Origin of the sequence: Kordia sp., assembly GCF_045105435.1 — a bacterium.
Classification (GTDB): Bacteria; Bacteroidota; Bacteroidia; order Flavobacteriales; family Flavobacteriaceae; genus Kordia.
The window spans coordinates 1-18,715 of record NZ_JBGCDL010000264.1; the positions used below are offsets into that span (position 1 = coordinate 1).

22 protein-coding genes are annotated in these 18,715 nt (G+C 33.3%); 13 read left to right on the plus strand and 9 right to left on the minus strand.

All coding sequences use genetic code 11. The annotated features are described in order from the left end of the window. From AB8B65_RS13560 to era, 7 genes are all read right to left on the minus strand, one after another. A partial coding sequence (locus tag AB8B65_RS13560; RefSeq protein WP_405301647.1) for a carboxypeptidase-like regulatory domain-containing protein occupies window positions 1-1,904 on the minus strand: 1,904 nt, incomplete at its 3' end. 196 nt (window positions 1,905-2,100) lie between these two features. Beyond that, entirely contained in the window at window positions 2,101-3,324 is a 1,224-nt protein-coding gene (locus AB8B65_RS13565; RefSeq protein ID WP_405301648.1) for a GTP-binding protein, read from the minus strand. Between the two features lie 274 nt (window positions 3,325-3,598). Next, window positions 3,599-4,216 (minus strand): hypothetical protein, encoded by a 618-nt coding sequence (locus tag AB8B65_RS13570; RefSeq protein WP_405301650.1) that lies wholly within the window; start codon window positions 4,214-4,216, stop codon window positions 3,599-3,601. Between the two features lies 1 nt (window position 4,217). Next, window positions 4,218-5,522 carry a ribosome biogenesis GTPase Der gene (der, locus tag AB8B65_RS13575; RefSeq protein ID WP_405301651.1) on the minus strand — a complete coding sequence of 435 codons (1,305 nt, stop codon included), beginning with the start codon at window positions 5,520-5,522 and terminating at the stop codon, window positions 4,218-4,220. 100 nt (window positions 5,523-5,622) lie between these two features. Continuing rightward, on the minus strand, window positions 5,623-6,303 hold the full coding sequence (locus tag AB8B65_RS13580; protein ID WP_405301652.1) for a hypothetical protein: 681 nt from the start codon (window positions 6,301-6,303) through the stop codon (window positions 5,623-5,625). Window positions 6,304-6,562: 259 nt separating this feature from the next. Next, on the minus strand, window positions 6,563-7,024 hold the full coding sequence (locus AB8B65_RS13585; protein ID WP_405301653.1) for a hypothetical protein: 462 nt from the start codon (window positions 7,022-7,024) through the stop codon (window positions 6,563-6,565). 30 nt (window positions 7,025-7,054) lie between these two features. Then, window positions 7,055-7,939 carry a GTPase Era gene (gene era / locus AB8B65_RS13590; RefSeq protein WP_405301654.1) on the minus strand — a complete coding sequence of 295 codons (885 nt, stop codon included), beginning with the start codon at window positions 7,937-7,939 and terminating at the stop codon, window positions 7,055-7,057. 153 nt (window positions 7,940-8,092) lie between these two features. Here era and AB8B65_RS13595 point away from each other — a divergent pair, with 153 nt between their 5' ends. From AB8B65_RS13595 to AB8B65_RS13640, 10 genes are all read left to right on the plus strand, one after another. After that, the gene (locus AB8B65_RS13595; RefSeq protein WP_405301655.1) at window positions 8,093-8,863 is read left to right on the plus strand and encodes a TetR/AcrR family transcriptional regulator; all 771 of its coding nucleotides are present in this window, start codon (window positions 8,093-8,095) and stop codon (window positions 8,861-8,863) included. Window positions 8,864-8,967: 104 nt separating this feature from the next. Further along, window positions 8,968-9,192 (plus strand): hypothetical protein, encoded by a 225-nt coding sequence (locus AB8B65_RS13600; RefSeq protein WP_405301656.1) that lies wholly within the window; start codon window positions 8,968-8,970, stop codon window positions 9,190-9,192. 167 nt (window positions 9,193-9,359) lie between these two features. Next, entirely contained in the window at window positions 9,360-10,958 is a 1,599-nt protein-coding gene (locus AB8B65_RS13605) for a SulP family inorganic anion transporter (RefSeq protein WP_405301657.1), read from the plus strand. Window positions 10,959-10,988: 30 nt separating this feature from the next. Then, window positions 10,989-11,816: a universal stress protein gene (locus tag AB8B65_RS13610; protein WP_405301658.1), complete on the plus strand. Its 828-nt coding sequence runs from the start codon at window positions 10,989-10,991 to the stop codon at window positions 11,814-11,816. An 18-nt stretch (window positions 11,817-11,834) separates the two neighbouring features. Next, the gene (locus tag AB8B65_RS13615) at window positions 11,835-12,461 is read left to right on the plus strand and encodes a carbonic anhydrase family protein (protein WP_405301659.1); all 627 of its coding nucleotides are present in this window, start codon (window positions 11,835-11,837) and stop codon (window positions 12,459-12,461) included. A gap of 1 nt (window position 12,462) precedes the next feature. Then, on the plus strand, window positions 12,463-13,161 hold the full coding sequence (locus AB8B65_RS13620) for a DUF2490 domain-containing protein (RefSeq protein WP_405301660.1): 699 nt from the start codon (window positions 12,463-12,465) through the stop codon (window positions 13,159-13,161). Window positions 13,162-13,292: 131 nt separating this feature from the next. Continuing rightward, window positions 13,293-13,454 carry a Lacal_2735 family protein gene (locus AB8B65_RS13625; RefSeq protein ID WP_405301661.1) on the plus strand — a complete coding sequence of 54 codons (162 nt, stop codon included), beginning with the start codon at window positions 13,293-13,295 and terminating at the stop codon, window positions 13,452-13,454. 205 nt (window positions 13,455-13,659) lie between these two features. After that, on the plus strand, window positions 13,660-14,295 hold the full coding sequence (locus tag AB8B65_RS13630; RefSeq protein WP_405301663.1) for a Crp/Fnr family transcriptional regulator: 636 nt from the start codon (window positions 13,660-13,662) through the stop codon (window positions 14,293-14,295). A 70-nt stretch (window positions 14,296-14,365) separates the two neighbouring features. Next, window positions 14,366-15,163: a sulfite exporter TauE/SafE family protein gene (locus AB8B65_RS13635; protein WP_405301664.1), complete on the plus strand. Its 798-nt coding sequence runs from the start codon at window positions 14,366-14,368 to the stop codon at window positions 15,161-15,163. A 96-nt stretch (window positions 15,164-15,259) separates the two neighbouring features. After that, window positions 15,260-15,604 carry a rhodanese-like domain-containing protein gene (locus AB8B65_RS13640; protein WP_405301665.1) on the plus strand — a complete coding sequence of 115 codons (345 nt, stop codon included), beginning with the start codon at window positions 15,260-15,262 and terminating at the stop codon, window positions 15,602-15,604. A gap of 44 nt (window positions 15,605-15,648) precedes the next feature. On the opposite strand, the gene AB8B65_RS13645 is transcribed toward AB8B65_RS13640, so the two are convergent. Together AB8B65_RS13645 and AB8B65_RS13650 are read right to left on the minus strand one after the other, a co-directional pair. Continuing rightward, window positions 15,649-16,296: a hypothetical protein gene (locus tag AB8B65_RS13645; protein WP_405301666.1), complete on the minus strand. Its 648-nt coding sequence runs from the start codon at window positions 16,294-16,296 to the stop codon at window positions 15,649-15,651. A 23-nt stretch (window positions 16,297-16,319) separates the two neighbouring features. Next, a complete protein-coding gene (locus tag AB8B65_RS13650; RefSeq protein ID WP_405301668.1) occupies window positions 16,320-16,916 on the minus strand; it encodes a class I SAM-dependent methyltransferase in 597 nt (198 codons plus the stop codon). 102 nt (window positions 16,917-17,018) lie between these two features. Here AB8B65_RS13650 and AB8B65_RS13655 point away from each other — a divergent pair, with 102 nt between their 5' ends. The 3 genes from AB8B65_RS13655 to AB8B65_RS13665 form a co-directional block, all read left to right on the plus strand. After that, on the plus strand, window positions 17,019-17,576 hold the full coding sequence (locus AB8B65_RS13655; RefSeq protein ID WP_405301669.1) for a YeeE/YedE family protein: 558 nt from the start codon (window positions 17,019-17,021) through the stop codon (window positions 17,574-17,576). 3 nt (window positions 17,577-17,579) lie between these two features. Then, window positions 17,580-17,993 (plus strand): DUF6691 family protein, encoded by a 414-nt coding sequence (locus AB8B65_RS13660; RefSeq protein WP_405301671.1) that lies wholly within the window; start codon window positions 17,580-17,582, stop codon window positions 17,991-17,993. Window positions 17,994-18,350: 357 nt separating this feature from the next. Then, window positions 18,351-18,715, plus strand: a 365-nt coding sequence (locus AB8B65_RS13665; RefSeq protein ID WP_405301672.1) for a hypothetical protein, incomplete at its 3' end; no start/stop codon positions are given.

The following is an 18,715-nucleotide window of genomic DNA, read 5'->3' on the forward strand; positions in this document are numbered from 1 at the left end:
CTTGTATTGTAGTTAAAATACAAACTCATTCCTTGTTTGATGCGATAACTCATGTAACTGTTTACCGTAAGGTCAGAAAATTTAGATTCAACAGATGTATTTTGAATGAATTCTTCGTTTTTTAATTCAGAAAGTAACAAACCTGTAGTAATACCAAAGTACAGCTTTTCGTTTTGATAACTCACTCCAACTGTTGGTGAATGTGTTTGAAAATTTACTTTTAAGTCAGAACTTAAGGTTTGATTGAAATCATCGTAAGCATTCGTTGCATTGTCAAAGTCAAAAACTTGTCTATCACTTCGCTCACGTCTGTTAGAAAAACGATATCCAAGATCTATAAATAGCTTTTCTTTTAGCGGAATTCGATATTCAATATCTGCGGAAATGGTATTTTCTTTCGATTCTGCATCAGTCAATTGATCTCTACTTTCTATAGAAGGTGTTGTGCCAAATATTTCGTTGGTCGTATTTAAGAAGTTTTCGGAAGTATTACTGATAAAGTTTCCAGTAGCACCAACACTTAAAAATGCTCCTTTTTTTCCAAATTTCTTAACAAGATATATGTTACTGTTAAAGTTACGACGTTCCGAATCGGTGCTGTTTTCCGATTCTCCTCGGTTAATTACCGTGTCATCATCGTCTAACGATTCTTCACTACGAGAGGAAAAATTTTCTCCTTCCGAGAATTGGAAATTTGGCCTTACAATGATTTTGAATGTGGAATCAATTTGAAATTGCAAGTTTGCATTGACTCTATGATTGTCGTTTTTACTAAAAAAAGTACTTGTAGAGTTTGTAAAGAAACTACCATCTGGCAAGATATTTTCGCGTTCTACTTTGCTTTCATTTTCAGAATCGGCACGCGAGAAAAAGTAATCGGCTACCACTTCCGTTTTGTCTTCATATTCATCCACAAAACTGGCACCTGCATTGGTAGATGTTGTAATTCCTTGTCCGCCGCCAAAACTTTGGCCGCCAATGCTAAACGAACCATTATCGCTCCAAGAAACGCCGCCACCAGCGCTTCCCATCATGTCATAAATTTCATCAAAACTAAATCCTTTACTGTTGATATTGTTTTGACTGGCAAGCACACTGATTCGTTGTTTGTCGTTAAAATAGTTTCCAATTCCGCTCATTGCATAGCGCTCGTCCGTTCCTCCACTGACTGTGGCTCGCCCAAAGAATCCTTTATTTTGATCTTCCTTGAGCTCTATATTGATCGTTTGCTCTTCACCTGTTCCTTTTTTTCCTGTGAATGCTTCTGAATCTGATTTTGTTGCCGTTACTTGAATTTTATCTACAATTTCTTTGGTTAAGTTTTTTGTGGCAATGTTTGGATCGTTCCCAAAGAACGGTTTTCCGTTTACTAATATTTTATTGACTTCTTTACCGTTCACTTTTATTTTTCCATCACTATCTACCTCAACACCAGGTAATTTTTTGATTAAGTCTTCTACCGTAGCATCTGGACGTGCTTTGAACGAATCGGCATTAAACTCTAAGGTATCTTTTTTGACCGTTATTGGCGCTTTTATTGCGACAAGCTGTACGGCGTCCAATTCGTCCGTTGCCAATTCCATTTCAATTTCTGGAAGTGTGATGACTGATTTGTCTAAGGTGATTTTTTTCTGATAGACTTTAAAACCCGTAAAAGTTATAAATAAATTTGCTTCTTTTTGTTTTGTACGTCCTGCCAATTCAAATTTTCCATTTTTATCACTAATTGTATAGGTGATTAGTGTAGAATCTTTGATGGTTTGCAAATAGACTGTGGCAGATTCTAATGGAGTTTTGTCTGTTTTGTCGACAATTTTTCCTTTAATTTCAAATTCTTGCGCTGAAAGTTGCATAGAGAAAAAGCTGACTAAAATTAGCAGCAGCATTCTAATTGGTGTATTCATTTTGTTTTTGATTGATATCGGTTTTCAATAACAAACAAACTGAAAATTTATTCATTTATTATTAAAATAATCTTAAAACAATCCTTTCAAATCTTAAAATAAGCAGGAATTTGGCTTCAAATCCCTGATTAAGGTTAATTTGAAAAATATGTGTAGATTCAAATTTATTAAACCGTTTTAAAATAAAATATAGAACCTAATCTAATGCATACGCTCTTTGTATGGGCCAAGTATCTGCATATCCGTTTTTCCATTGTTCATTTTCCAATTTTGCATCAGTTATTAAACACGCATTAAGATCGGCTTTAATTTGTTTTTCGTCCATATCTTGCCCAATGAATACAATTTCGTTTTTTCGATCGCCAAATTTCATATCCCAATCGGATTCTATTTGTTGTTGATTATCGACAAAAGAGCCGTATTGAATACGTTCATTAAAAGGCATACTACTCCACCAAACGCCTGCATTGTCTGTTTTCAAGGAACCGCCAGCTTGTCCCCAAACGAGTGCTTGTCCAGGTCTTGACGCTAGCCAAAACAATCCTTTGCTACGAATGATATTTTGTGGAAATTTTTCTTGAATATATTTTAGGAAACGATTAGGATCAAGCGGTTTCTTGGATCTATATACAAATGAAGAAATCCCATATTCTTCTGTTTCTGGTGTGTGTTCTTCTTTATTTAATTCTTCAATCCAACCAGCACTTTGTTCTGCTTCTTCAAAATTAAAAAGTCCTGTATTGAGAATTGCTTTCGGCTCAATTTTACTAAAACTAGATTCAATGATATTTGCAGACGGATTTAATTTGTGAATTGCTGCTTTTAACACGCCCAAATGACCTTCTAACACCAAATCTGTTTTATTTAAAACGATGACATTTGCAAACTCAATTTGATCTGTTAATAGGTTAACAATGGTTCTGTAATCGCCTTCAATATCTGTCAAATCACGATCTATTAATTTTTCAGGACTCCCAAAATCCTTGAAAAAGTTAAATGCATCTACTACGGTAACCATTGTATCAACATAACTAAATCGCGATAAATCAATTCCATTATTTTCATCTACAAAAGAAAAAGTTTGTGCAACAGGAATTGGTTCACTGATACCTGTACTTTCTATGAGTAAATAATCAAAACGATCTTCTTTGGCGAGTCGTTCTACTTCTACCATTAAATCTTCTCGTAATGTACAGCAAATACAACCGTTGCTCATTTCTACTAATTTTTCTTCCGTACGAGAAAGTATGTTTTCATTTTTAACCAATTCGGCATCTACATTTACTTCACTCATGTCGTTAACAATTACCGCTACTTTTAGTCCTTGCTTGTTGTGTAAAATATGGTTTAAAAGTGTTGTTTTCCCTGCTCCTAAGAATCCACTTAAAACCGTAACTGGTAATTTTTTTGAAATTTGCATCGTTGTGTTGTATTGTTTTATATCTATTTTGACTGCAAATTTAAAAGAAAAACATTAAAGCAACATTGTTGCAATAATATTTTTTTAGAATGTAGAATAAAAAAAAGTACTTCTCAAGGTGAAATCTTTTTTAAGAGTGCTTTGGCAAATGCTTGTAAACTTTGTTATTTGTATAGTTTACTGATTTTGATAGATAGAAATCATTCCACTACCTTTAAACAAATGCTGAACTTTGTGTTTTATTTGAATGTTAGTGAAAAGTGATTGTAAAGTATTATTTTTCATGTAATACTTTAGTAAAGATGGCTTCTTTTTTATTTAGTATGTCACTTTCCATTGCAACTAATTTTGTGTAGGAAGCAATCATAGGAAAATCTTTAAAGTTATAACTTAACCAATCTTTACCGTTTCTTATATCGCGCAGCTTAAATGATTTTGTATTGATTTTTGGAAATTCGAGATACACCTTAGCAATCGCATTTTCATACGCTTCTATTTTAGCAAGAAATTGCTTTCCTTTTTTAGAATATTCATTTGTTATGGTATCAAATAATATCTCATTTTTACTTCCTTCTAGTTTTTCAAAGTTTTGCTCTGAAACTTGACCAGAAATAAATTCTTTTTTTATGGATTCAATGTATGCTACTAATTCGTCTGCTTTTAGATTGAATTGTTTTACTGTATTAAAATTTGAATTTTCAATTATTTTTAGTTCCCTTTCAAGTGAGTCGTTTTTTTCTACTGCAGATTTTTCTGCTTCCTGAAATTTTTCTTCTAGCGTAGTAAAGTCATCCAAAATAGAATTATTTCTCCCATCAACTGCTAAAAACATGATTCCAATCAATACAAGACTGACAATTGCAAACGTGATTAGAATTCCTTTTGGCGACATGTTATTTTTTTCTGAAATATACTTGCACCGGAACTCCGTTAAAATCGAACTGTTGGCGAAGTTGGTTTTCTATAAATCGCTTGTACGGATCGCGTACATATTGCGGTAAGTTTGCAAAGAATGCAAATTGCGGATATGCTGTTGGCAATTGCGTACAGAATTTGATTTTTACGTATTTTCCTTTGTGTGCTGGCGGTGGCGTACGTTCAATGATTGATAACATTGTATCGTTCAATTTACTTGTTGCCACTCTGTTTGAACGGTTTTTGTATACTTGAACTGCGGTTTCTATAGCTTTGAAAATACGTTGTTTCGTTAATACAGAAATGAATACGATTGGCACATCTGTAAACGGTTCTATTTGTTGACGAATGTGCTTTTCAAATTCTTTTACGGTAGATGTATCTTTTTCTACCAAATCCCATTTGTTCACTAAGATTACAATTCCTTTGTGATTTTTTTCAGCTAACCAGAAGATGTTTTGCACTTGCGAGTCAAATCCTCTTGTAGCATCGACAACTAATAAACATACATCACTATGTTCAATAGCACGAATAGAACGCATTACTGAGTAAAATTCTAAGTCTTCTTTTACTTTGGCTTTTCTTCGGATTCCGGCAGTATCAACCAAGTTAAATTCAAATCCGAAACGGTTGTATTTTGTGTCAATTGAATCACGCGTAGTTCCTGCAATATCGGTTACAATGTAACGATCTTCTCCTATTAAGGCATTTATCAACGATGATTTTCCTGCATTTGGTCTTCCGACAACGGCAAAGCGCGGTAAATTTTCTTCTACTACTTCTTCTACGTCTGGCAATGCTTCAATTAAAGCATCTAGCATATCGCCTGTTCCACTTCCGTTGATACTTGCAATTGGATAGTATTCACCTAAACCTAAAGAATAGAATTCGGTAGCATCGTGCAAACGATTGGCAGCATCTACTTTATTTACTACTAATAGCACAGGTTTGTTCACTCTACGAAGTAAATTTGCTACTTCTTCGTCCATTCCTGTTACGCCAGATTCTACATCTACCACAAAAAGAATCGCATCTGCTTCATCAATTGCCAATTCTACTTGCTTGTCAATCTCTTTTTCAAAGATATCATCGCTTCCTACTACATATCCACCTGTATCGATTAGTGAAAATTCTTTTCCATTCCAATCTGATTTTCCGTAATGTCTATCTCTGGTGACACCACTAGTTGAATCAACAATGGCTTCTCTACGTTGAATCATTCGATTAAATAAAGTCGATTTTCCAACATTTGGACGTCCTACGATGGCTACTATATTACTCATTTCGTTCTTTTTGTGCCTGCAAAGGTACATTTTCTGTTGTTGCGTAAAAAGTAAATTGAAGTAAGTTTTTTGAGTAATTGCGTTTTAAAGCAAATTTAGGTTAGTTCTTTTTAATAGTTTCCGTTGAAAAGGCGTTTTTCTTGTAGAGTTCCATAAACATTTTTGGATCAAATTTCATCTCATATTTGGGATTGATTTGATTTTTTTCAAATCGAAATTGGACTAATTCTTCTAGAAAAGAGGAAAGTCCGCCAAAGCCACTTTTTCCATCAAATCCTAAAAAAGAAACTTTCATAATTCTGTTTTTAAAATAGAAAAGATAGTAGTTATCTATGTTATTACTGGAAGGTTTTTTATAGAATACATAATCGCCATTTGCATAATAAAGGTGCATTTTATCACCAGATTTTTTATACCTTTCCAGGTATTCTTCATCTTTTTCAACCCAATAGTTATAGATGGAATTTACAAACTTTTTTCGGAAACTACCAGCATCATCAATTGCTATTTCTAAGAGATAATTAGCGGTTACATTAGCAAATGTTCCGCCTGTTATTGTGCAAGATGTTTGCGCTCTTATACTGCTGTTTATTTTAAATCGTTGGACTGGAATTGTCTTCTTATCAAAAAATGTACTTACTGAATCTGAAAGTTTTCCAATAGAATTGTATTTCAACATAAGACCGTCTAACAGAGACAAGCTATCTTTTGGAAGCGTTTCCTTTTGTTGTGAGTAACCGAAGAAACTACTTGTAAGTAGAACGATAAAAAGTATTTTCATAGCGCCATTTAAACTTTGCTAAAAATAGCGCATTAGCTTGAAACATTGATATTCAATACTTTAAATTTTTCATAAATTATTTTATTGGTTATTGTTTTGATATGATATTTATCAGATTTTGTCTTGATGGAATGTTTTATTTTGGAAGCTTAAATGTTCCTGTTATGAGTTCAGGAGAAGAAATTGTATTACGGCCGCGCTTTAAATTTGAAATTTCGGAAGCATCTGAAAAAAACTTTTTTAGACACCAAATACGCTTTTATCCTCTAAAATACTTCACTATAAACATAATGGTAAAAATTGAAAATACAATACCTAATATTAAAGCGACAAAGCTATTGTTATTTTCTAAATCACTTCTCATATCTTCATCAAAATAAGATTTTTGTCCTTTTTTTATTTGAAGTAATTTTTCTTCTTCATCGATATAATACGTTACCGAATCACCGCTGCTCACTTCTTTTTTAAAATTTTTCAGATCAAACGAAGCATGAACATACGAAGGAATATTATACTTACTATTATCGACCACTATTGAAAGATATTCTTTATGAGATTTTCGACTAGTAGTTTTAAAAAAATTGTACGAACTGAAAACACCTTTTTTTTCAATAACATCTGTATCGGAGTCATTAGAAAAGTAGCCATAAAACATCAAAATTGACATCGTACTACCAATGAGTATAAAAAATATTGATTCTTTTCTACTGCCAGATTTCATGATTATTATAGAGCTTTACTACTAACAAACCTACTTATTATTATACCCAAAACGTTTTAACTGTTTTGCATTGCTACGCCAGTTTTTGTTGACTTTTACATAGAGTTCGATGTGAATTTGCTTTCCAAAAAACTTTTCTAAGTCTTTTCGTGATTGAATTCCAACTGTTTTTAACGCGTTTCCTTTGTGCCCAATTATGATTCCTTTTTGCGTTTCGCGTTCTACCATGATTACGGAACGAATGCGAATGATTTCTTCTTCTTCAAAAAATTCTTCTGTTTCAACTTCAACCGCATACGGAATTTCCTTTTTGTAGTTCATTAGGATTTTCTCGCGAATGGTTTCATTCACAAAAAAACGTTCTGGTTTGTCCGTTAATTGATCTTTTGGATAGAATGCTGGCGACATCGGAAGCAATTCAATAATTCTATTGAATACTTGTGGTACATTGAAGTTTTCCAACGCAGATATTGGGTAAATTTCTGCCGTTGGCACTTTTTCTTTCCACAATTCCATTTGTTCTTCTAACTGTTCTTGTGACGATTTGTCAATTTTATTAAGCAATAAAATCACAGGAATTTCACTATTGATGATTTTTTGAAAAAAAGCTTCATCTTTTAAACTCTTTTCGCCAATTTCCACCATATATATTAACACATCTGCATCTTCAAAAGCCGATTTTACAAAGCCCATCATAGACGATTGTAATTCGTACGCAGGTTTTATAATTCCTGGCGTATCTGATAAAATCATCTGAAAGTCATCACCATTTACAATTCCTAAAATTCTGTGACGAGTGGTTTGCGCTTTCGAAGTAATTATAGAAAGTTTTTCACCAACAAACGCATTCATCAAAGTCGATTTCCCTACGTTTGGATTTCCGATAATGTTAACAAATCCTGCTTTATGTGTCATATGTAGTATGCATCTCTAAGTAAATTCTGTGTTTTTTGAGTTTTTCTCACAAACACAATTTTACTTGTATTTTAAGAGAGCAAAAATACACATATTTCCCAAGAAACAACGGTTTTCCTAGTTTTTCATTGATTTGATTTTCAAATATTTCCAATGAATTTTGTAGACTTTCAGCAAAAAATTCAATTATTTTCAAAAAAAATAGTTAAACCTTTATTTTTTGATAGTATTACTATTATATTTGTAATTATTAGTATGGATCGTTTACAAATACATATTATCATCAGCGAAGAGCTGTATACTAAAAATCCTGAGTCTTCTGATTTGGGAAAAAAAATTGTGTCGCGTAGCATTGAAATGATTGATGAATTGGGTTTTGAAGCCTTTACATTTAAAAAGCTTGGACAGTCTATTGGCTCTAATGAGAGTTCTATTTATCGCTATTTTGAAAGCAAACACATGCTTTTAGTGTATTTGATTTGTTGGTATTGGAGTTGGATTGAGTACAAACTCGTTTTTGCCACGACCAACGTTCCATCCAAGGAAGAAAAATTGACTGCGGCCGTGGAAATTTTGACACGTAAAGTAGATGTCGATAATTCGTTTTCGTATATCAATGAGGTTATTCTGAATAGAATTATTATTGCAGAATCTTCAAAAGCATATCATACAAAAGATATTGATTCGGAAAACGAAAAAGGATATTATAAGGTATATAAGCGTGTTGTAAAACGTGTGAGTAATATGGTTGTAGAGATTAATCCTGATTACGAATGTCCACAAATGTTGGTTTCTACAGTGATAGAAGGCGCACATCAACAACGTTATTTCTCAGAACATTTGCCATCATTAACAAACGTTCAAGAAGGAGAAGATACGATAGTTAAATTTTATAACGATTTAGTTTTTAAAGCGATTAATTAACCATGTTAAATAAACATCAGCACATATTAAAATTGTTAAAGCAACTTCCTTTTTTGCTTGTGCTGTGTGCGTTAATATCGCAACCTATTATACAAACATATTCCATGTTTGCTGATGCAACGTACGAATTTGTAGATTACGATTTTGAAGATGATACCGAAGAAGAAATCGAAGATTCATCTGAAGAAAACGAAAAAGTAACACCCGATTCAATGCATTTTATGGTTGCAAATACTGATTTATCATTGTACGATTCTCACTTTTATGTACAAAAATCAAATCATTTGCATACTTTAGAAATATTGATTCCACCTCCAGAAATGGTATAAATTACTTCTATGTATCGCACAGGTACATTTTTGAATCATCTCCTCATTCTCACAAACTAAAAGAGGCGAAAATTCATATTCTCACATTAAAAAAATTAAGCTAACTACGAATTAGGAAAAACGTTATCAACGTCCTTTTTCAATTCACAAAACATTTACTTACTATCATGAATAGTTCTAATCCTTTCAAAAATTTAAAGGCGGATTTCCCCGCTAGTATTATTGTCTTTTTCGTTGCCCTTCCACTCTGTCTTGGTATTGCCAGTGTCAGTGGAGCATCTGCATTTTCTGGTATAATTGCTGGAATTATCGGTGGAATTATTGTAGGCGCAATGAGTGGCTCACACATTGGAGTTAGTGGTCCTGCCGCAGGTTTAGCTGCTATTGTAGTGGTTGCCATTACCTCACTTGGAAGTTTTGAAAATTTTCTTGTTGCCGTTGTAATTGCGGGTTTCATTCAAATTCTTTTTGGATTTTTAAAACTCGGAATTATCGGATACTTCTTTCCATCTTCTGTCATTAAAGGAATGCTTACTGGAATTGGAATTATTATTATTCTTAAAGAAATTCCACACTTTTTTGGATATGATGAAGATCCACAAGGAGACTTCGCCTTTTTCCAAGTAGATGGAGAAAACACATTTTCAGAAATTCTAAATACTATCAATCATATTAGTATTGGCGCTACCATTGTAGGAGTCATCGGATTGCTAATTTTAATTTTTTGGAATACGATTTTAGCTAACAAAGGAAAAATATTCCAATTGATTCAAGGTCCATTAGTCGTTGTCGTATTTGGTATTGTTTATTTTTCCTTAACGCAAGGAAATGATACATTTGGTATTACTTCTACGGATCACATGGTAGACGTTCCTGTACCAGATAATTTTGAATCGTTTTTAGGTCAATTTACCTTTCCCAACTTTGCTGCCATTACAGATTATAATGTATGGGTTACAGGCTTTACGATTGCTTTAGTAGCGAGTTTAGAAACACTGTTGTGTGTTGAAGCAACCGATAAATTAGATCCGTTAAAACGTGTAACGCCAACGAATAGAGAATTGTTAGCTCAAGGAACAGGAAACATGATTTCAGGTTTAATTGGTGGCTTACCTATTACACAAGTAATTGTAAGAAGTTCTGCAAACATACAATCTGGTGGACGCACAAAAATGTCTGCAATTGTTCACGGTTTCTTATTATTAATTTCTGTGGTTTTAATTCCGAATCTACTAAATATGATTCCGTTAGCGGCATTAGCGGCTATTTTGTTAATTGTAGGATATAAACTAGCAAAGCCAAAATTATTCTTGCAAATGTATAAAGCAGGTTGGAAACAATTTGTACCGTTTATAGTAACCGTATTAGGAATTGTTTTTATTGATCTTTTATGGGGAATTGGACTTGGACTTGCTGTTGGTATTATAGTGATATTATACAAAAGTTTCCAAAACTCTCACTTTTTACACATTGAAGATAAAAGTAATGGAAAACATAAAATTAAGATGACTTTGGCAGAGGAAGTAACTTTCTTTAACAAAGGAACGATCTTAAAAGAATTAGACAGTTTACCAAGAGATACATTCTTAGAGTTAGACGTTCGTCAAACACGTTTCTTGGACAGTGATATTATCGAAATATTAGAAGATTTTTCTGAAAAAGCACGCAATAGAAACATTGACATTAAGTTAATTTCAGAACGTGGTATTGTGGAAAACCCACCTAGTTTTATCGAGTTCTTTCAGCTTAGACCAAAAAGTGCCTAAGCATATTTCTCACCAAAAAAAAGATGAATTATGAACACGCCAAAATATAAATTACTCGTATTAACTGACCTTTCAAAAGCTTGTAATATAGCATTAGAAAACGCCGTAAACCTGTCAAAGATTATCGGTGGAAGTATTGATGTTTTTCATGTGTTGAAACCTTCTGACATTGCTGAATATGAAAATCAATTTTCGGCGATGCGTAGTATTGATGAAGAACGAATGAACAAAAAATCGCAATTAAAAAATATTGCCAGAGCAATTGCGAAGAAATCAAATGTTACCATTAGCACACGTTGTATTTTAGGAAACCTAAAAGATGAAGCTACGGAACATATTGAAGCAACAAAACCAGATATTATTGTGTTAGGAAGGCGCACGTCAAAATTTGTTAATTTTTTAGGCGATGGTTTCACTAAGTTTATTTTGAATACGTTTGAAGGTTCTGTTTTAATTTCTGGAAAAGAAAAAGCGTTCAGTCCGTCGGAAATACTATCTTTAGGAATGCTCAATACAACTGCAGACGAATTACCGTTAGAAATGGCAAACGATTTACGCAAACATATTAAAAGTCCTATCAAACGTTTTTATGTACATTCGGATGAAAAAACTGCAAACAAAACTGTCAAAACAGGAGAAAACGTGGTAACATACGAATTTGATAACGGAAGCAATACCATGAATACTATTGCAAAATACGTTGCTAAAAATAATATTGGACTCTTATGCATCAATCCAAATACAAAGAAAAATTCTGGACGCATTCGTAGTTTGACATCGAATATAAAAGAAGCAATTCAAAAAATCAATGTACCGATTTTAATCGTGAATGATAAATCAAAAATTCAATTACAATAACAAAATTAATTACATATAATGAAAGTACAAACAAAAGAAACACAAGCAGTGATGACTCCAGAGTCATCGATACAAGCATTAAAAGATGGAAACCAACGTTTTGTGAATAATACACAAATTTCTCGCGACTTATTAGATCAAGTTTCAGATACTAGTACGGGGCAATATCCGTTTGCAACTGTTTTAAGTTGTATCGATTCACGCGTTTCATCAGAATTGATTTTCGATCAAGGAATTGGTGATATTTTTAGTGTTCGTATTGCTGGAAACTTCGTTAATGAAGACATTTTAGGAAGCATGGAGTTTGCTTGCAAATTAGCAGGAACAAAAGTAATCGTAGTTTTAGGGCATACTGCATGTGGAGCTGTAAAAGGCGCTTGTGACCATGCGAGACTTGGAAACTTAACTGCTTTGATTAATAAAATAGAACCTGCTGTAGAAGCGGTTACAGAGCCAACTGACGAAAGTTTACGCAACTCAAAAAATATTAGTTTTGTAAACACGGTTGCCGCTAAAAATGTAGAAATGACTATCGAAAACATTCGCAAGCAGAGTCCTGTTTTAGCAGATATGGAACGCGATGAAGAAATAAAAATTGTAGGTGGAATGTACGATATCAGTAATGGTAAAGTAACATTTTACTAATATGAAGATAAGCATACAAAGAAAAATCATTGTTTTACTATTGTGCATGATTCCGCTGTTAAGTTGGAGTCAAGACGAAACAGGAAACTGGTTAATGTATTTTGGATCGAACCGAATTAGTGAAAAACTAAGTATTCACTCGGAAGTTCAATTTCGTAATCATACGGTATTTCCTAACAATACAGAACAATGGTTGCTCCGCACAGGATTAAATTATCATTTTACTAAAAATGCGTTCGCTACGGCTGGATATGCCTATATCGGAAGTTTTGCATACGAAAGTGAGCGCGACAGTCCAGAAACGGAAGAACATCGTATTTGGCAGCAATTAATTACGAATAATTATTTAGGGCGCGTAAAATTTGAACATCGCTACAGAGCTGAACAACGTTGGGTTGAAAACGATTTTAAAACACGTTTCCGTTACCGATTGATGCTATTCATTCCTGTGAACAAACCTAAAATGGATCCAGGTACATTTTTCTTTGGCGTATACAATGAAATATTTGTAAACGGACAAGAAGAACTGTTTGACAGAAATCGTTTGTATGGCGGTATTGGTTATCAGCTAAATAAAAATCTGAATTTACAAACAGGAATGTTGTACCAAAGACTGCGTACCACAGGAAAAGGATACTTGCAATTTAGTGTGGTTTACAATACTGATTTGCGAAAAAAGAAAAAAGAAGACGACCGTTAAAAAAGTCAGCTTAATTTACCAGTGAGAAAAAAGCCAAAGTTTCAATTGAAGTTTTGGCTTTTCTGTTTTTCTAATATTAGTAAACATAGTTTTTAAGTCGTATCTTTACAATGCTATAAAAAAGAAAAAATATGTTCGGATTATTCAAGAAAAAATCAGAAAAAGACAAACTCTACGAGAAATACACAAAGCTTACGGAAGAAGCATTCAAACTCTCTACTTCTAACAGAAAACTAAGCGATGAAAAAACTGCGGAAGCAGAAGAGATTATGAAGCAAATTGAAGCTTTATAGGTAAAACTTACATTCATCACGGTTGATTCTATTTTTTTCTTTTCCAATCAAGTTGGAAAGGAAACAATATTTTTTTTGGTAAAATTCACACACAAAATCATCTGTAACCATTGTTACAGCACAAAGTTTTAAAAAGTACTAATTTTGAATTTCAAATACTTTTATTACTTTTAGTGAAACTGTATTCAAATCCAAATCATACTTCATGATTCAAAAACTTAAAGACAACTACGAACATCTTTTTGAAGAAGAATTACTTAATGAAATTGCACAAGTAGGAATATTTAAAGAAGTTCCTGCAGGTTTTACCATGATATCAATTGGCGATTATATACGTGGTATGCCTTTGCTAATTTCTGGAGTCATCAAAGTAATGCGAGAAGATAAAGAAGGTGACGAACTCCTACTCTACTATTTAGAAAGTGGCGAAACCTGTTCAATGACTATGAATTGTTACATGGGGCAAGCCAAAAGTGAAATAAAAGCAGTTGCCGAAAAAGACACTACGCTCATTATGGTGCCCGTTCAAAAAATGGAAGAATGGACTGCCAACTATAAAACTTGGCGCAATTTTGTATTTCAAAGTTATCACACACGACTCAACGAAGTATTACATATTTTAGATAGTGTTGCCTTTGAAAAAATGGATCAGCGTTTATTAAACTACCTAAAAGAGAAAATTCGAATCAACAAAACGGATACAATTCACAACACACATCAAGAAATTGCATACGACTTACATAGCTCAAGAGTAGTCATATCAAGACTTTTAAAAAAATTAGAGCAAATGGGGCGTATAGAATTGCACAGAAATCATATAAAAATCATAAATTTAACCTAATTATGTAACTTTTGTTACTTCGAAATCATTGCAAGCACTTTACTTTGCGCTGATAAATATTTGAACAATTATGGAAATACTTGGCTACGCTAGTGCCTTGATTATTGGAATTTCACTTGGTCTTATTGGCGGTGGCGGCTCAATTTTAGCTGTCCCAGTACTTGCTTATTTATTTACAGTAAACGAAAAAATAGCAACTGCATATTCCCTTTTTATTGTTGGAACAAGCGCACTTGTTGGTGGACTTAAACAGCACTTAAAAGGATTTGTTGACTGGCGTACCGCAATCGTTTTCGGTGTTCCTTCAATTATTGGTGTCACTTTAGTTCGCTATTATGTAATTCCTTCTTTGCCAGACACACTGTTTACTATTGGAAATTTCGAGTTTACTCGCAGAATGGGTATGTTTGGTTTATTTGCAATGCTTATGTTTCCTGCGGCAATTTCTATGTTGAAAGAACGCAAAGAAAAAACGAACTCAGGAGACGTCTCTTATAACTATCCATTAATTCTTTTAGAAGGTTTGGTTGTTGGTGCCATTACAGGAATGATTGGCGCTGGCGGCGGTTTCTTAATAATTCCTGCGTTGGTATTATTAGCCAATGTAGAAATGAAAGTTGCTGTAGGAACCTCACTTATTATCATTGCGTTTAAATCTTTGTTAGGCTTCTTTTTAGGTGATGCCATTACGATGGAAATTGACTGGCAGTTTCTAGCTATTTTTACTTCTATTTCCTTGGTTGGAATCTTTATTGGAAGCTACTTAGGGAACTTCATCGATGGAAAAAAACTCAAAAAAGGATTTGGCTATTTTATCTTTATCATGGCTATCTTTATTTTTTATATGGAGTTTTTTGTGAAGCATTAAATATTAAAAAACAACCAACTCTGTAACCAAAGTTACTGTACAAAAAATAACAACAACCTATTTTTGTTATAAGATAATTCCCTAAACCTTACTATTATGTCTTTTATGAACTCACTTTTTGGCGAAAAAACAAAGCTTGCAGACGAAATAAAAATTTTGGATGTAACTACATTTAAAGAAGCAATTGCCGCAGAAAATATTCAACTTGTTGACGTACGAACAAAGTTAGAATACAACGCAGGACACATTGAAAATGCTGAGAATATTGACTTTTTTGATCGTTCAAATTTTGCGGAAAACTTTGCTAGTTTTGATCGAAAACAACCAATTTATTTATACTGTCGTTCTGGAAACAGAAGTCAACGTACCGCCAAAAAATTAGTCCGAATTGGTTTTAAGAAAATATACGATCTAAAAGGTGGCTACAAAGCTTGGAAGTGAGTTTGTATTGTAAATTCTAATACTAAATTAACACTTAAATCCTATTAAAATGTATTTTGAATGTATAAGTGATTTAGTGTTTTATCCACACAAGATTCTTCTTGAATTTTAGTAGTCAAATTTATAATTTCCAAACCATATACATTCGTACACCGAACTGCTATTGTTTGATGCGTAGGAAATTCACCAATTACCTCAAGTTTGTATTTTTTTACAATTTTTTCAATCGCTTCTTTGGTAGTTTTGGCTTTAAATGTAATGTCCAGAGTTCTTTGTAAGCCAGCGCCATAATATGTGTCAATGTCATAAATTTGCGGTCCAAAAAACTGTATTTTATCATACGAATACATTTTTTCACTGATATCTTTTACCATCAAACTATCCATTGCTTTATTTTGAAAAATTAGTTTCCTGTAAAAAACATAGCCAATTTTATCATCCGAAATTCCTTTGTGCTCAATGGTTAACTCGTAATTTTTAAGTAAGTCTAAAATTTCTTGATCTCTTTGTTTATTTTGAATACTATCGTTTAACGATTCATTTATGAGCGTCAAATAAAACACATTCGGCTTTATATCTTTTGAATACTTCTTTACGCCGTGTTGCCAATAAAAATCAGGTGTAGACGAATTGTTTTGACTATACATTTTGGTCAAACTAAATACAAATAAAATACAGATACTAATTCGCATACATCATCAAAATTTACATTCAATCACTTCATCAACACTAAAGTTGTCATACTTCGTAAATCGCTTACGTTGGTGCTTTTTATAGGTTCTAACAAGGTAAGTTCATGCTTTGTGAGCATTTCATTCAACAAGGTACGTGTTAGCAAAAAACGTACCGATTCATCCGGTAAAAAATACACGCCATCTTGTAAAAGTGTTGGTCTTCTTTCCATGCCAATATCCGAAGTCATTCGTATAAATAAACTTCCACCTTTTTTCAATACTCGCACCAATTCGGAAAACATGTTTTTAAAATGTGCTTCACTTTTCGCAAAATGCAATACAGCATTGCATAAAATATGATCAAAAGTTGCTGCCAAAAACGGATTTTCTTCTAGTGTTGCCACTTTAAAATTTGCTGCTAGTTTCGGATATTTTTCTTGTAGGTTTTTTATGTGTTCCACGTTGGAATCAATCGCATAAAAAGTAAATTCATTTTCATGGAAATAGTGTAAATTTCGTCCGCTTCCGCAACCAGCATCTAAGATGAGTTCATTGTATTGATAGCGACCTTTTAAAATTTGATCGATCAAGTAAATATCTGTATTTCCTAGTAGTTTAGTCGCCATTTCTTGCTTCATTCGTCTAAAATAAAAAAAATAGATCCATATTTTAATTACTTTGTAACCAAAGTTACTTTGTACATACTACAATTTTCTTTTTTTTGTTAAAAATGATTTGCAATGGAATGGATATATGAACCTTGGCCTTGGTATGTTTCCGGTTTTATGATCGCATTGGTGATGTTTTCACTAATTATGGTTGGTAAAAACTTTGGAATGTCTGGAAATCTACGCACTATTTGTAGTATGTGTGGCGCAGGAAATAAAGCTAGGTTTTTTCAATTTGATTGGAAAGCACAACGTTGGAATTTAATTGTTGTGTTAGGTACCATTATTGGCGGGTTTATTGCGCATGAATTTTTAACTGTAGAAAACGCCGTAGCCATTAACCCAAATACAGTAAGCGATTTACAAGCTTTAGGATTTGAAAGCGCCGGAAAAGCCTATTTACCGGAAAGCCTATTTTCTTTAGATGCTTTAACAAATATTAAAAGTGTTTCACTACTTATTCTTGGCGGATTTTTAGTCGGGTTTGGAGCGCGTTATGCTGGCGGTTGTACGTCTGGACATGCCATTTCGGGATTGAGTAATTTTCAACTGCCGTCACTCATTGCAGTTATTGGTTTCTTTATTGGTGGTTTGTTAATGATTCATGTTATTTTTCCTTTACTTTTTTAAATTATGAGAACACTTGTATACTTATTGATCGGAATTGTTTTTGGAATTACCCTGTTTAAGTCGGAAGCTGCTTCATGGTTTCGCATTTATGAAATGTTTACGTTTGAATCGTTTCACATGTACGGAATTATTGGAACTGCACTTGTTTTTGGCGTACTTACCAAACAAATAATTACACGTTTTCATATAAAATCATTTTATGGTGAACGCATTGTATTTCCTCCAAAACAGAAAACCGTTGCACGTTATTTAATAGGCGGAATTCTCTTCGGATTAGGCTGGGCATTAGCAGGCGCGTGTCCTGGACCAATGTTTACATTACTTGGCGCAGGATTTTTAGCTGTTGGAGTTTTGATTCTTTCTGCATTGTTAGGAACTTTTGTGTATGGTTTACTGAAAGATAAGTTGCCACATTGAATTAGAACGCTTCGCTATTAGATGTTAGATCGTGCTTTCGCACTGTTAGAACGCTTCGCTTTTAGACTTGTTCCTGCGTAGGAAGGAATCTCTTAGACCTTCTTCATTAGTGGGTTTGAAATACGGTTGTATAAGATCATCAGATTGCTTTTTGAAACCGAAACGATTCGTACCAATAAAAAATAAACAAAAAAATATTCGTGAATTCGTGGTGAAAAATTTAGACTTACTTCGCTTTTAGATAACTAACGCTTTTGGCATTTTCGGTATTTGGTTTTAGGTTTGATGAATAATCGTATTTCTAAAATATATTCCGAAAGCATTCGTTTCATAATTTAGACAACTAAAGAACCGACAATGAAACGACTTTTACTTTTTCTTTTTTTGATGTTGAATTTGAATTTGAATTGCTTTGCGCAAGATCAAAATACATTTACAGTGGCTATTGATGCAAATGTGGAGAATGCAAACGATCCGAAAGAGAAAGAAATTTTAGCGCTTTGGACAGCGTATATTTTGGAGAATCCCGATTTTGAAATTTCACTTGCAGAGTTGCGCGGTTATATTCCGAATGGAGAACATCATACAGAGTTTCGTTATGTTATTGGCGGACTTGTTTGCAAGAAAGTATTTGAAAAACACCGAATGAAAGGCGTTATTGATGGTTTGCGAACCGTAGATACTGATGAAGATTTCTTTGCATTTATTGAAGAAAAGTTAGG

What these genes read in the sequence shown, in the direction of transcription:
- AB8B65_RS13620 (WP_405301660.1), top strand. Translation starts at nt 12,463, where the DNA reads ATGAAGATAAGCATACAAAGAAAAATCATTGTTTTACTATTGTGCATG.
- AB8B65_RS13595 (WP_405301655.1), top strand. Translation starts at nt 8,093, where the DNA reads ATGAATTTTGTAGACTTTCAGCAAAAAATTCAATTATTTTCAAAAAAA.
- AB8B65_RS13565 (WP_405301648.1), bottom strand. Translation starts at nt 3,324, where the DNA reads ATGCAAATTTCAAAAAAATTACCAGTTACGGTTTTAAGTGGATTCTTA.
- era (WP_405301654.1), bottom strand. Translation starts at nt 7,939, where the DNA reads ATGACACATAAAGCAGGATTTGTTAACATTATCGGAAATCCAAACGTA.
- AB8B65_RS13580 (WP_405301652.1), bottom strand. Translation starts at nt 6,303, where the DNA reads ATGAAAATACTTTTTATCGTTCTACTTACAAGTAGTTTCTTCGGTTAC.
- AB8B65_RS13625 (WP_405301661.1), top strand. Translation starts at nt 13,293, where the DNA reads ATGTTCGGATTATTCAAGAAAAAATCAGAAAAAGACAAACTCTACGAG.
- AB8B65_RS13650 (WP_405301668.1), bottom strand. Translation starts at nt 16,916, where the DNA reads ATGAAGCAAGAAATGGCGACTAAACTACTAGGAAATACAGATATTTAC.
- AB8B65_RS13610 (WP_405301658.1), top strand. Translation starts at nt 10,989, where the DNA reads ATGAACACGCCAAAATATAAATTACTCGTATTAACTGACCTTTCAAAA.
- AB8B65_RS13605 (WP_405301657.1), top strand. Translation starts at nt 9,360, where the DNA reads ATGAATAGTTCTAATCCTTTCAAAAATTTAAAGGCGGATTTCCCCGCT.
- AB8B65_RS13570 (WP_405301650.1), bottom strand. Translation starts at nt 4,216, where the DNA reads ATGTCGCCAAAAGGAATTCTAATCACGTTTGCAATTGTCAGTCTTGTA.
- AB8B65_RS13645 (WP_405301666.1), bottom strand. Translation starts at nt 16,296, where the DNA reads ATGCGAATTAGTATCTGTATTTTATTTGTATTTAGTTTGACCAAAATG.
- AB8B65_RS13630 (WP_405301663.1), top strand. Translation starts at nt 13,660, where the DNA reads ATGATTCAAAAACTTAAAGACAACTACGAACATCTTTTTGAAGAAGAA.
- AB8B65_RS13615 (WP_405301659.1), top strand. Translation starts at nt 11,835, where the DNA reads ATGAAAGTACAAACAAAAGAAACACAAGCAGTGATGACTCCAGAGTCA.
- AB8B65_RS13655 (WP_405301669.1), top strand. Translation starts at nt 17,019, where the DNA reads ATGGAATGGATATATGAACCTTGGCCTTGGTATGTTTCCGGTTTTATG.
- AB8B65_RS13600 (WP_405301656.1), top strand. Translation starts at nt 8,968, where the DNA reads ATGTTTGCTGATGCAACGTACGAATTTGTAGATTACGATTTTGAAGAT.
- AB8B65_RS13635 (WP_405301664.1), top strand. Translation starts at nt 14,366, where the DNA reads ATGGAAATACTTGGCTACGCTAGTGCCTTGATTATTGGAATTTCACTT.
- der (WP_405301651.1), bottom strand. Translation starts at nt 5,522, where the DNA reads ATGAGTAATATAGTAGCCATCGTAGGACGTCCAAATGTTGGAAAATCG.
- AB8B65_RS13660 (WP_405301671.1), top strand. Translation starts at nt 17,580, where the DNA reads ATGAGAACACTTGTATACTTATTGATCGGAATTGTTTTTGGAATTACC.
- AB8B65_RS13585 (WP_405301653.1), bottom strand. Translation starts at nt 7,024, where the DNA reads ATGAAATCTGGCAGTAGAAAAGAATCAATATTTTTTATACTCATTGGT.
- AB8B65_RS13640 (WP_405301665.1), top strand. Translation starts at nt 15,260, where the DNA reads ATGTCTTTTATGAACTCACTTTTTGGCGAAAAAACAAAGCTTGCAGAC.